Raw genomic sequence first — 12,755 nt, forward strand, 5'->3', positions numbered from 1 at the left:
TACTTGGAATGGCTTAAAAAATTGAAAAAATGTATTTTAACGGCACTTAGACTTTGACAAAAAGGGTCCTTGGCAATACTATTCCCCGCCATGTTGAATGATACATTACCTAAACATTTTGACCCTCGAAAATACGCTAACTATGAGTTGGCGTTTGAAGGGTACGTGCCCCTTAATGAATTTAAGGAGCTTTGTGCTATCTTAGCTTCTAATGAGGGTAATGCTTTTATTCATCTAGACTTTAGAGTTGATGAGGATAGGCGCTACATTGCTACCGGATCATTAACCGCTCAAGTACAAGTTGTTTGTCAACGCTGTATGGAAGCAGTAACTCATGATCTGGCGTTAGATTTATCTTTGGGCTTTGTTTATGACGAAGATCATGCGAAAAACCTACCGAAGGATTACGATCCTGTTGTCATGACCGACGGTGACGTAATTTTGGCCGATATGGTAGAGCAAGAAATTATACTTGCCTTACCAATTGTCGCCTATCACGAAGAAAGTGGTTGCAACCCAACAGCTGTAAAGTATGCCTCGTCTACCGATGACGCACCGGATGGCGAAAAACCGAATCCATTTAGTATATTGGCCCAATTAAAGGCCAAGTAAAGTTAGGAGCTCCAAAAAATGGCAGTACAAAAAAGTAAAGTTACTCGTTCACGCCGCGGTCAGCGACGTTCACACGATGCTTTGACAAGCGCAACACTTTCTGTAGAAAAGACTACTGGTGAACTTCACCGTCGTCACCATATTTCTGCAGATGGTTTTTATCGTGGCCGTCAAGTTATCACCCCTAAAGGTGAGTAACTAAGATACCCATGATCAGGGTAGCTTTAGACGCTATGGGCGGGGACTTAGGTCCCCGCATTGCATTTGACGGCGCAGTGAATATTCTCTCTCGCCATCAAGATGTCGCCATCACTATTTATTATTCCCCACACTCCAATTTGGACCTTCCTGCGCCTCATGATCGCTTATCTCTGATTGCTTGCTCTGATGTGATAGATGGAGACGAAGAGATCGTTTTGTCTTTGTTTCGCCGTCGTAATAGTACGCTTTATCAGTCGCTGAATGCATTGGCTCAGAAATCGTCAGATGTTGTTGTGACCTTAGGGAATACAGGTGCTATGGTTGCATTAGCACGACATATATTGGGCGTGCTAAGGCCTAAACTTTACCCGGCATTGATTAGAGAGCTTTACTCTAACCCATTGCGTTGTTTGGTTGATTTAGGTGCAAATGTTCATTGTCCACCTTCTATGTTGGTTGGGTTTGCTGAATTAGGTGCGGCGTATGTTGAAGCGTTGAGTGATGAAGTGCCAAAAGTAGGTTTATTGAACGTAGGTGTTGAAAGCTCCAAGGGCAGTGTGGTTATTCGAGAAACAGATCGCCTTTTATCTGACAGAGCGTGGCCTTCTTATTTTGGCTATGCTGAAGGTACAGAGCTTTTTGAAGGTGAAAAAAACGTCATTGTATGCGACGGCATGGTAGGTAATGCCGTGTTAAAAGCATCAGAAGGACTGCTGTCTTTTTTGATGGGTAAGCTTAAAGGTGTAGATGGGACATCGTCATTATTTGAGACTTTTTACCAAACTGAACGCAGGCATGGTGCTTGTTTAGTCGGTGTGCGTGGCAATTTGGTAAAAGGTCATGGTTGTTCTGATTTAACCGCTATGATCGGTGCGATTGAGTATGGGATTGATATTGCGCGAGCAGATTTGTATTCTGCTATTGAAGCGCGACTTTGTAATGATGCTATATAGTTAGGAGATTAAATGAGCAATACATTAGCTTTTGTTTTTCCCGGTCAGGGCTCTCAGCAATTGGGCATGCTGGCTGATTTAGCAGAAAAGCATGACATCATAGAACGAACTTTTGCGGAAGCGTCGACGATTCTAGGTTATGACTTATGGAATCTAGTACAAAATGACGCGGAGCAGCTTAGCCAGACAGACAAGACTCAACCGGCTCTTTTGACAGCAAGCGTGGCGTTGTGGCGCCTGTGGGAGCAAGAGGGCGGCCTTAAGCCAACTTATGTTGCTGGTCATAGCTTAGGCGAATACTCCGCGCTAGTTTGTGCTGGTGTTGTTGCTTTTACCGATGCTGTAGCGTTGGTTAAGTTGAGAGGTGAATACATGCTTCAAGCCGTGCCCGCTGGCGAAGGCGCAATGGCGGCGATTATAGGTCTTGATGATGATAAAGTCATCGCTGCATGCGATTCTGCTTCTGGTATTGTCAGTGCAGTGAACTTTAATTCTCCGGGGCAGGTTGTTATTGCAGGCCATGTTGCAGCAGTTGAAGAAGCGATGGTAAATGCGAAGGAAGCTGGGGCGAAACGAGCATTGCCCCTGCCTGTTAGTGTGCCCTCTCACTGTGAATTGATGATTCCAGCCGGTAAAAAGCTGGCTGAAAAATTAGAATCTATAACGTTTAGCGTGCCAACTTGTACCTTAATTCAAAATGTGACCGCTCAAGCCGTTTCTGACCCTGCCATCATTAAAGCAAATTTGGTATCTCAGTTAAGTGAGCCTGTGCTGTGGACTCAATCTATTGCATTGCTTTCTGAACTAGGCGTTACTGCAACAGTAGAATGCGGTCCTGGTAAAGTATTGAGTGGTTTAAATAAGCGAATTATTAAAGGGATGAATACATCATCTCTGGGTGATTTGTTAGCATTTGAAGCGGCGCTATCTGCCTAATACTGTTTTATATATTTGTAATAAATCGTTGGAGACAAGTATGAGTCTTGAAGGAAAAATAGCGTTAGTAACTGGCGCTACTCGTGGCATAGGTAAAGCGATTGCGCTTGCGCTTGTTGAGCAAGGTGCAACTGTGATTGGCACGGCGACAAGTGAGTCTGGAGCGCAAAGCATTAGTGATTACTTAGGAGATAATGGTAAAGGCTGGGTTCTGGATGTGTCCTCTAGTGAATCCGTTGATGTAGTAATCAAAGCGATTACCGCAGAGTGTGGTGCACCAACGGTTTTGGTTAACAATGCCGGCATTACCCGCGATAATTTAATGATGCGCATGAAAGAAGATGAGTGGGATCAAGTTATTAATACGAACTTAACTTCTGTTTTTCGTGTGACAAAAGCTTGCTTACGCGGAATGACTAAAGCAAAATTCGGTCGAGTTATTAGCATTAGTTCGGTTGTTGGCTCTATGGGCAACGGCGGACAAACAAATTATTCTGCAGCTAAAGCTGGATTAGAAGGCTTCAGCCGTTCTTTGGCGGCAGAAATTGGATCTCGCGGCATCACAGTAAACTGTGTTGCTCCTGGGTTCATTGAAACAGATATGACGAAGGTGTTACCCGAAGAGCACAAGGCCAAATTGGTCGAAAAAGTGCCAGCGTCTCGCCTTGGTCAACCAGAAGAAATTGCGGCGGCAGTCGCATTTTTGGCGTCGCAAGGCGCTGCTTACATCACCGGTGAAACATTACATGTCAATGGTGGTATGTATATGTCGTAATTTGAGTTGAATTTTATGTTTAATTCAACGAAAATACATTTCCGGTTCATGTCGAGAATCACACCTTTTTTGGTGATCGAATTTTTATAATATGCTCACACTGAGCTGTTAATGAGTAGAGTAGGAACTTCTAATGAGTAGCATTGAAGAACGCGTTAAAAAAATCGTTTGTGAACAACTAGGTGTTAAAGAAGAAGATGTTGTTAATTCAGCCTCTTTCGTTGATGACCTAGGTGCAGATTCCCTAGACACAGTTGAGTTGGTAATGGCTCTTGAAGAGGAATTTGATACTGAAATTCCTGATGAAGAAGCTGAGAAAATCACTACCGTGCAAGCAGCGAACGATTACATAAACGCTAACTTGTAATATATTAGTGAACTGAGTTTCCCGAAAAGCCGCTTGTATTCGTTACAGCGGCTTTTCTTATTAATAGCCCTAGAAGCGTTTTGGGGCGAATTGTTGGAGGAATCTTATGTCTCGTCGTCGGGTTGTAGTCACAGGAATGGGAATGGTGACACCCCTTGGCAATAACGTGAAAGATACGTGGGATAATATATTGGAAGGCAAGAGCGGTGTATCGGAGATCACTTCTTTTGATGCTAGCCAATTTTCCACTCGTTTTGCAGCTCAAGTAAATAACTTTGATGCGACTCAATATATGAGCGTAAAAGAAGCTCGCAAAATGGATCTTTTCATTCAATATGGCATCGCTTCGGCTGTACAAGCATTGGAAGATGCTGATTTAAATGCTGATAGTGCAGATTTAAGTCGTGTTGGCTGTGCAATAGGTTCTGGTATTGGCGGTTTACCGATGATCGAAAAAAACCTAGAGTTATTGAATGAATCTGGTCCAAAACGTATTTCTCCATTTTTTGTTCCAGGCGCGATTATTAATATGATTTCTGGTCATGTTGCTATACGTTTTGGTTTTAAAGGCCCTAACATTTCAATTGTTACTGCTTGTACAACAGGTACTCATAATATTGGCATGGCAGGTCGTATGATTGCTTATGGCGATGCTGATGTGATGATTGCCGGTGGTGCAGAGATGGCGATTACACCGTTAGGCATTGGTGGCTTTGGAGCCGCTAGAGCATTGTCTACCCGTAATGATGATCATAAAACAGCGAGTCGTCCATGGGATAAAGATCGTGATGGCTTTGTTATGGGGGATGGCGCTGGTATTTTGGTTCTAGAAGAGTTTGAGCATGCGGTAGCTCGTGGCGCAAAAATATACGCAGAACTGGTTGGCTTTGGGATGAGCGATGATGCACATCATATTACCGCTCCGCCAGAGAGTGGAGAGGGTGCAGCGTCAGCAATGAGTGCTGCATTAAAAGATGCAAACCTTAATCCCCAAGATGTTGATTATATTAATGCTCATGGTACATCAACACCTGCAGGTGATTTAGCAGAAACTCAAGCGGTGAAAGCCCTCATGGGTGACTTTGCCTCAGATGTTGCCATAAGCTCTACTAAATCTATGATAGGGCATCTATTGGGGGCATCTGGTGCGGTAGAATCTATTTTTTCTATTTTAGCTATTCGAGATCAAGTCGCTCCACCGACGATTAACTTAGCAGAGCCCGGTGACGGTTGTGATTTGAACTATGTCCCAATCACCCCTCAGAAGCGTAAAATAGAGGTTGTTATGAACAACTCATTTGGCTTTGGTGGTACGAATGGAACGTTAGTTTTTAAGAAAATGCCTTAGAGGGTAAATGGGCGAGTGTAATTTCGCCCATTTTTATTTTCCTCAATGCATTTGAGTTGGTGTGTCGCGTAATGCGTTAATTTCTTTGGAAATATCATAACTTTTGTTTTGACTGTCTAGCTCGTACAAATGGTCTTCCAATTGCTGATAAAGAGATATTTCTTCATCGCCTAGAAAGTGTAGACACTCACCACCAACAAACCACAGTAGCTCTCTCTTTACTAGCGGGACTAGGTTTGCGTAGCATCGTATGAAGCGTGATAATATTTCTTGGGCATCAAACGTATAATCATGGGTATTATCCTGAATTTTATTTGTCAGGTCATCCCACCTTTCTAAGAAGTCTATTTCTTCTTCTGCCAAATCTGGCTGATCAAAAGGAGCGTGCTCTGCAATGCGATGACGCAAATCAGCGAAAGCGTCAAGTATGTGTTGTGTGCGTGATTCCACGTAAAACCCTATTCAAAAAAGTAACTATATAGTCGGCTTTTGCCGTACGAGAACTTAATTATGACATATGCAATCGAAATTAGTGACCTTAAAAAGCGCTATGAAGGCGGCTTTGAAGCATTAAAAGGTATTGATCTCAAAGTTGAAAAAGGCGATTTTTTTGCATTGCTTGGCCCTAATGGTGCAGGCAAATCGACAACGATTGGTATTTTGTGCTCTTTAGTGAATAAAACGTCAGGCAAGGTGTCTATTTTTGGTACGGACATTGATAAAGATTTTGCTTCTGCGAAAAAGCACTTAGGAGTTGTGCCTCAAGAATTTAATTTTAATGTTTTTGAGACCGTATTTAATGTTGTGGCGACTCAAGCTGGCTTTTATGGAATCAGTAAGTCCGTGGCAGCTCAGCGTGCAGAGAAGTATTTAAAGCAATTGGATTTGTGGGATAAAAAAGACGTTCAGTCTCGTATGCTGTCAGGCGGAATGAAGCGACGATTAATGATAGCGAGGGCGCTGGTTCATGAACCTGATGTGCTTATCCTAGATGAGCCCACAGCTGGTGTTGATATTGAATTACGCAGATCCATGTGGGAATTTATAAAAACCCTAAATGAACAGGGAACGACCATTATTCTGACAACCCATTATTTGGAAGAAGCAGAGCAATTATGTCGAAATATCGCCATTATAAATGATGGTGAAATTGTAGAAAACACCAGCGTAAAGGCTTTATTAAAAACGCTGAATCAAGAAACATTTATTTTGGATCTTGATAGTAATCTTCCTGATGGTTGGCTTTTGCCTGGTTTTGGTGTGGTGCTAAGTAAAGATGCCAGCTCTATTGAAGTTGAAGTGGTAAAAGGGCAATCGATTAACACTATTTTCAAAGCGCTGGATGCGATTTCAGTGAATGTCGTCAGCATGCGTAATAAATCTAATCGTCTCGAAGAGCTCTTCGTAAAATTAATTAAAGGGTAGGTAGATGAAAAACTCCGAAATTTGGATTGCGTTTTATACAATTTTAATCAAAGAAATTCGTCGCTTTACTCGTATATGGCCACAAACCTTATTGCCGCCCGCTATTACCATGACATTATATTTTGCCATTTTTGGTAACCTAATAGGTGACCGTATCGGCGAAATGGGTGGCTTCAGTTATATGCAATATATCGTTCCTGGTTTGATTATGATGTCGGTTATTACCAACTCTTATTCAAACGTGTCCTCATCGTTTTTTTCTGCAAAATTTCAACATAGCATTCAGGAATTGTTGGTTTCACCTACGCCGAATTGGATCATTTTGGTAGGATATGTATTGGGTGGTGTTGCGCGAGGCTTGCTTGTTGGTTTAGTGGTAACTCTGTTGTCTTTGTTTTTCACACACCTAGCATTAGAAAGCCTATTCATCACGATTTTAGTGGTGTTTTTAACGGCAATTATGTTTTCACTAGGTGGTTTTATTAATGGCATTTACGCACGAAGTTTTGATGATGTCTCAATCGTTCCTACTTTTATCCTAACGCCATTAACGTATTTGGGCGGTGTTTTTTACTCGATCGATTTACTCCCAACTTTTTGGCAATCGGTTTCGTTATTAAACCCTGTTTTATATATGGTTAATGCGTTTCGCTACGGTGTTTTAGGGGTGTCTGATATTAATGTATATTGGGCGCTTGTTATTGTAAGTTCATTTATTGTTGTATTGTTTTGGTATAGTTTGCGTTTGCTTAATCAAGGCAAAGGCATTAGAAACTGAGGAAAGTGTTATATGGGATTTTTACCCTTAGGTCAGCAAACAGACTATGTTTCTGAGTACGATTCAGGGTTGCTTTACCCCATTGCAAGAGTGGATAAATGGTCTGAAATGGGTATTGCGTCTGAACGGCTTCCCTTTTATGGTGAAGATGTTTGGAATGCTTATGAGTTGTCGTGGTTAAATTTGAAAGGGAAGCCCGTTGTTGCTTTGGCTGAATTTCGTTTACCTTGTGACTCGCCAAATATCATTGAGTCTAAATCGTTTAAATTGTATTTGAATTCTCTGAATCAAATGCGCTACGACTCGACTGAAGATGTACAGGCCATTCTTGAAAAAGATCTTTCAAAGGCTGCTGGTGCTGACGTCACTGTGATTATTCGTGATGTTGATTCAATGGCATCTCTTGTTGTTTTGACGCCAGATTACTGTATCGATGACCTAGACGTTGATATTACAGAATATCACCCTAATGCTGGATTGCTGACGCTTGATGCATTTTCTGGTGTTGTGGAAGAGCGCTTGGTGAGCCATCTTTTAAAATCGAATTGCCCCGTCACTAATCAGCCAGATTGGGGTTCTGTTTTTATTGATTATAAAGGCTCACAAATACATCATGAAAGTCTGCTTAAATACATTGTTTCGTTCCGCGAACATACGGATTTCCATGAGCAGTGTGTCGAGCGAATATTTATCGATATTATGCGTGAATGTCAGCCAGAAAGCTTAACGATATATGCACGATATGTAAGACGAGGTGGTTTAGATATCAACCCTTATCGTTCATCAGCACCGTTGGTACTGGGTAATGATCGTTTAACACGTCAGTAATATTAATGTAAAAATAAAAAACCGCATAAATATGCGGTTTTTTTACTTTCAAATTCGAATAAACGAAAAATCGAGTTACATAGTACTAAGCTGCTTTTTAACCGCAGGCAGTGCTGGTTGACCTTGGTAGGTTGTAACACCCTGTAGCCACTTATCTAATACTTCTGGGTGGGCTTTAATCCAACTTGCTGCTGCTTGTTCAGGCTTTTCTTCAGAGCCTATTATTTCGTTTTCCATGGTTAAGCCAAACTCCAAATTACTGAGCAGTTTGCTGACATTTTTACACTCGTTCGCATAACCTTTGCGAGTTAGAGTGCGAATAGTTGCACCACCGAAATTTGGACCAAAATACTTGTCGCCACCACTTAGGTATTTTAGATCAAAATTGACGTTCATTGGATGTGGTTCCCAAGCAAGAAAGACAATAAAATTATCGCGTTTTACTGTTCTTGTTACTTGTGACAGCATCGCTTGTTCACCGGACTCAACCACCTTCCAATCTTTTAGATCAAAATCATTCGTATCGATCATATTTTGTAGCTTTTGGTTTGCAGGTGCTCCAGCGCCAATACCATAGATTCGTTGACGGAACTCTTTACCAAATTTGGACAAATCCGAAAAATCTGTCACGCCAGCGTCAAATACATATTTAGGCACCGCTAAGGTGAATTTAACGCCTTCTAAGTTGGTGCGAACAACGTCGATATTGTTTTCATATTTGTCGATAAAAGCGGATTGGGCAGGCATCCAGTTTCCCATGAAAGCGTCAATTTCACCATTCTTCAAGCTTTCAAAGCCAACGGGGACGCTAAGGAGGTACACCTGAGTATCGTACCCCATTGCTTTCAATAGAGTGGTCGCTACACCATTTGTTGCTCCGATATCAGTCCAGCCAGGATCACTAAAAGTGACTTTTTTACATTGCTCAGGTTCAGCGGATAGGGCAAGGCTACTGCCGATAAGTAGGCTCGCCACACTTGCTATTTTTAATCCTGTTTTGCTTAAAGAAAGTGCTTTCATTCTCGTGCTCCTATTTTTTAATGATGCTTTAAAATTGTGCTTACTCGACTTTAGGAAATCGAGATCGGCTTTCTAGGTCATCTAGATCAATGTGATTTCTCATGTACATTTCACTGCTATCAAAAATGGGCTGGTGATCCCAAGTCACTCGTTTACCTTTGTTCATCGCTTTTACAATTAAACGACGACGGCGTTGGCTAATAAGTACATCTTGCGTCATGGCGCTCGAGTCCCAGCGCTCAAGAGCTTCTTTGTTAAAGGTGCCAAGTAAGTCCGCATAGTTTGGGTCAACAGCAAGGTTGTTGAGCTCGTCAGGATCGTTTTCTAGGTCAAACAGTTGCTCTGGGTCTATATGACAGTAAACGTATTTGTACTGCGCTCTGCGTATCATTAGAAGTGGAGCGATTGCACCTTCGCCGAAGTATTCACCGATCACTTCATCATGGCCATTTTTCCGGCCTTCAATATGTGGCATTAAGCTTTTGCCTTGGATTGGCATTGCGTAAGTATGCTGTTGGCTATTAGTTGCCATTTCAAGGAAAGTCGGTAGTAAATCCATGGTAGAAACCGATTCTTTAACCCGTTTTGCGGAAAAACGTTTTGGCGCATGGACTATCATTGGTACTCGAGCAGAGCCTTCAAAAAATGACATTTTATACCAGAGATTTCTTTCCCCCAGCATGTCGCCATGGTCACCAGAGAATACAATGATGGTGTTGTCATCCAAACCTGTTTCTTTTAAGGCTTTTAATAGCAGACCGATTTTATCATCTACGTAACTGATGGCGCCGTAATAGGCCCTGCGTGCATTTTTAATTTCTTGCTCGCTAATGTCTTGATCGTGATAAGCGTAAACTTCTTGTAGACGAGCTGAATGAGGGTCTTGGTCTTCTTTTTTGATATTGATTTTAGGCAATTCAATATCGTCGTTACTGTATCTGTCCCAATATTCTTGCGGAATTGCGTAAGGATCATGGGGATGTGTCATGGATACTGTCAGGCAAAAAGGTCGATCTTGATCGCGTCTTACATAGTCATACAAATAACGCTGAGCGTGGAACACAACTTCGTCGTCAAAATCTAATTGATTACTACGGATACAAGGACCAGCTTGAGTAACGGATGACATATTATGATACCAAGTAGGGCGCGTTTTAAGGTCATCCCAATTAGGGAACCAACCATAATCGGCAGGGTAGATATCAGTGGTAAGTCTTTCTTCAAACCCATGTAATTGGTCTGGTCCGCAAAAGTGCATTTTACCAGACAAGGCCGTTTTGTAATTCTGCTCGCGAAGATAATGGGCAAAGGTTGGAATATCGGCAGAAAGATCGGCGGCATTGTCATATGCACCAATTTTACTGGGTAACTGTCCTGTCATTAAAACATAGCGCGAAGGTGCGCAAAGTGGACTGTTACAGTAGGCCGAGTCAAAGACAACGCCTTCTTCTGCTAGCGAGCTTAAGTGCGGTGTTTTTACAACAGAATTGCCATAGATGGGAAGTGCAGACGTTGCCAATTGGTCAGCCATAATAAAAAGGATATTTGGTTGTTTTTCTGACATAATTTTCTCTAATGTAAAAAGGATGTAGATAAGGATGTATCGTCACTAATCGCCTTGTTTTAGTAACATTGCGCTATGAAACCAATGCTGTAAACTGACCTAAATCTTATGTATGGGATAAGTTTTACTTATGTTAACGGACACTGAACTTCCTCCTTTGCAATCCCTTGTCGTTTTTGAAACATCAGCAAGGTTGCTAAGTTTTACCGCAGCAGCACGCGAATTAGGTACCACGCAGCCAGCGGTAAGCCAGCAAATACGAATGTTAGAAGCATCTCTTGGCGTCGCTCTTTTTGAGCGAATTTATCGTGGTGTTGTGCTTACGGATGCAGGGCATGTTTTGTTAAAAACGACACAGTCGAGCCTGCGAGATTTACGAGATGTGCTGCAAAAAATAAAACAGAAACCTAAATCACAACGCATTACTGTCGCAACGGATTTCGCTTTTGCCGCTTTTTGGCTAATGCCTAGGTTGCCAGAGTTTCGTCGATTGCATAAAGACATTGATATCCGCATCCAAACCTCTCAATCAGAAATGGATTTAGTGTCTATTGAAGCGGATGTGGCGATTTTATTTGGTGAGGGGCAATATCAAGGGTATTTGACCGAAAAACTCTTGCCGGAAATAGTGTATCCCGTCTGTAGTCCAAAATTGTTTGATGAATTTGCTGGTTTTACAAACCTGACGGATTTAGTTAAATCGCCTTTATTAAGGCTAAATGCGGATATGGGACAAAAATGGATGGATTGGGAGTCGCTCTTTCAGCTGAATGGCTCACAATGGCAGCCATCAGAATCGGTTATGGAGTTTGATAATTATACATTATTAGTTCAGGCCGCCATTTCTGGGCAAGGTATTGGTCTAGGTTGGTCGCCGCTTTTGGATGATTATATTCAAAGTGGTGTATTGGTCCCACTATCGAATTTCACCGTCCAATCAAATAATGGTTATTATATTGCACTCCCTAAGCAGCGAGCCCCAACCACTCCTGTTACGGTTTTCCTTGATTGGCTTAAACCTAAGTAGTTTTAAGATAAAACCACCATAGAAAGCCCACAGTGAAAAGTGACGTAGGTAAAGAAATAAGAATCATCAGCGCAATTTCATCAACTGGCCCTTTAAACTTAATGGCCAGCATGTAACTGATAACGGCAACTGGCATTGCGTTCAGTACAATTAATACGGAACTTTCTAAATGGCTGAGTGGGAAAAAGTACACAACAAGGCATGCGCTCGATGCACCTACGGCAGGACGGAATAGAGACAAGGCCGTCGCTCTATTGATCTTACTACTTTCCTTTATATTCAAGCTACTTAGGGACTTGCCAAGAAGCATCAGCATGATGGGTAATGTAATATGACTGAGCATGTTCAGTGTGTTCATTAGTGGCGCAGGTAAACTCACCTTAAAGCTTAATAACAGCGCACCAAGCAATAAAGCAATGACAGGGCCATTCTTAAGTAGTTGCTTTGGACGATAGGTGCCTGACATAAAGCCAACCCCTAAAGTGAAATGGCTGATTTGTACAACCGATGAAATGACAACCGCGATGGCCATGCCCTCATTGCCAAACAAGGCGTAAGCGATAGGTATACCAAGATTGCCTGTGTTTGGGTTGACCATAGACGGTAAATAGAAACGCGTTGGCAATTTGAGGATCTTTAGAAATGCGTATGACGCCAGTGCCACGATAGCTAACACAATGACAGTCGCAGCAATGATTTTTAGCATGCTGAAAACCTGCATTTGCATCGATAATACCGAGTAAAGCAACAAGGCAGGTAAGCCTAAATTTGAGACCAACGCGCCTAACGAGGGACTATCTAGATAGTCTGTTTTCTTGCCAAGAAAGAAACCTAAGCAAATAATGAGTAGAATGGGGGTGAGTGCGTTAGCCAATGCCACTAGCATAGAAAACCTTTGTTTGTATTGTGCGTTCTTTTGTT

Annotated in this window: 15 protein-coding genes; 11 read left to right on the forward strand and 4 right to left on the reverse strand. The window is 42.1% G+C overall.

Annotation, left to right across the window (positions count from 1 at the left end; translation table 11 throughout):
- The first annotated feature begins 69 nt into the window (after window positions 1-69).
- From MP3633_RS09295 to fabF, 7 genes are all read left to right on the forward strand, one after another.
- Window positions 70-612: a YceD family protein gene (locus tag MP3633_RS09295; protein WP_244959931.1), complete on the forward strand. Its 543-nt coding sequence runs from the start codon at window positions 70-72 to the stop codon at window positions 610-612.
- 18 nt (window positions 613-630) lie between these two features.
- Window positions 631-810 carry a 50S ribosomal protein L32 gene (gene rpmF, locus MP3633_RS09300; RefSeq protein WP_024025546.1) on the forward strand — a complete coding sequence of 60 codons (180 nt, stop codon included), beginning with the start codon at window positions 631-633 and terminating at the stop codon, window positions 808-810.
- 11 nt (window positions 811-821) lie between these two features.
- On the forward strand, window positions 822-1,766 hold the full coding sequence (locus MP3633_RS09305) for a fatty acid synthesis protein (protein WP_176335335.1): 945 nt from the start codon (window positions 822-824) through the stop codon (window positions 1,764-1,766).
- 12 nt (window positions 1,767-1,778) lie between these two features.
- Window positions 1,779-2,702: an ACP S-malonyltransferase gene (fabD, locus tag MP3633_RS09310; RefSeq protein WP_176335336.1), complete on the forward strand. Its 924-nt coding sequence runs from the start codon at window positions 1,779-1,781 to the stop codon at window positions 2,700-2,702.
- Between the two features lie 40 nt (window positions 2,703-2,742).
- Entirely contained in the window at window positions 2,743-3,477 is a 735-nt protein-coding gene (gene fabG / locus MP3633_RS09315; protein WP_112138819.1) for a 3-oxoacyl-ACP reductase FabG, read from the forward strand.
- Between the two features lie 133 nt (window positions 3,478-3,610).
- Window positions 3,611-3,844 carry an acyl carrier protein gene (acpP, locus tag MP3633_RS09320; RefSeq protein ID WP_112138817.1) on the forward strand — a complete coding sequence of 78 codons (234 nt, stop codon included), beginning with the start codon at window positions 3,611-3,613 and terminating at the stop codon, window positions 3,842-3,844.
- 106 nt (window positions 3,845-3,950) lie between these two features.
- Window positions 3,951-5,192: a beta-ketoacyl-ACP synthase II gene (gene fabF, locus MP3633_RS09325; protein ID WP_112138815.1), complete on the forward strand. Its 1,242-nt coding sequence runs from the start codon at window positions 3,951-3,953 to the stop codon at window positions 5,190-5,192.
- A 42-nt stretch (window positions 5,193-5,234) separates the two neighbouring features.
- On the opposite strand, the gene MP3633_RS09330 is transcribed toward fabF, so the two are convergent.
- Entirely contained in the window at window positions 5,235-5,642 is a 408-nt protein-coding gene (locus MP3633_RS09330) for a PA2817 family protein (protein WP_112138813.1), read from the reverse strand.
- A gap of 60 nt (window positions 5,643-5,702) precedes the next feature.
- Between MP3633_RS09330 and MP3633_RS09335 the strand changes: the two genes are divergently transcribed.
- Genes MP3633_RS09335 through queF form a run of 3 tightly spaced genes read left to right on the forward strand, consistent with a single transcriptional unit; the run spans window position 5,703 to window position 8,223 of the window.
- A complete protein-coding gene (locus MP3633_RS09335; RefSeq protein ID WP_176335337.1) occupies window positions 5,703-6,617 on the forward strand; it encodes an ABC transporter ATP-binding protein in 915 nt (304 codons plus the stop codon).
- 4 nt (window positions 6,618-6,621) lie between these two features.
- Entirely contained in the window at window positions 6,622-7,395 is a 774-nt protein-coding gene (locus MP3633_RS09340; protein WP_112138809.1) for an ABC transporter permease, read from the forward strand.
- A 12-nt stretch (window positions 7,396-7,407) separates the two neighbouring features.
- Window positions 7,408-8,223: an NADPH-dependent 7-cyano-7-deazaguanine reductase QueF gene (queF, locus tag MP3633_RS09345; RefSeq protein ID WP_176335338.1), complete on the forward strand. Its 816-nt coding sequence runs from the start codon at window positions 7,408-7,410 to the stop codon at window positions 8,221-8,223.
- Between the two features lie 75 nt (window positions 8,224-8,298).
- On the opposite strand, the gene choX is transcribed toward queF, so the two are convergent.
- Both choX and betC read right to left on the reverse strand, forming a co-directional pair.
- Window positions 8,299-9,243, reverse strand: a complete 945-nt coding sequence (choX, locus tag MP3633_RS09350) for a choline ABC transporter substrate-binding protein (protein WP_112138806.1) — start codon at window positions 9,241-9,243, stop codon at window positions 8,299-8,301.
- Window positions 9,244-9,283: 40 nt separating this feature from the next.
- Entirely contained in the window at window positions 9,284-10,807 is a 1,524-nt protein-coding gene (betC, locus tag MP3633_RS09355; RefSeq protein WP_176335339.1) for a choline-sulfatase, read from the reverse strand.
- A 130-nt stretch (window positions 10,808-10,937) separates the two neighbouring features.
- Here betC and MP3633_RS09360 point away from each other — a divergent pair, with 130 nt between their 5' ends.
- On the forward strand, window positions 10,938-11,834 hold the full coding sequence (locus MP3633_RS09360; protein ID WP_176335340.1) for a choline sulfate utilization transcriptional regulator: 897 nt from the start codon (window positions 10,938-10,940) through the stop codon (window positions 11,832-11,834).
- On the opposite strand, the gene MP3633_RS09365 is transcribed toward MP3633_RS09360, so the two are convergent.
- Complete coding sequence (locus tag MP3633_RS09365) at window positions 11,827-12,720, reverse strand: AEC family transporter (protein ID WP_176335341.1); 894 nt, start codon at window positions 12,718-12,720, stop codon at window positions 11,827-11,829. The two genes, MP3633_RS09360 and MP3633_RS09365, sit on opposite strands and share 8 nt — an antisense overlap.
- Window positions 12,721-12,755: the final 35 nt, after the last annotated feature.

The sequence above is a fragment of the Marinomonas primoryensis genome (genome assembly GCF_013372285.1).
Taxonomy (GTDB): Bacteria; Pseudomonadota; Gammaproteobacteria; order Pseudomonadales; family Marinomonadaceae; genus Marinomonas; species Marinomonas primoryensis.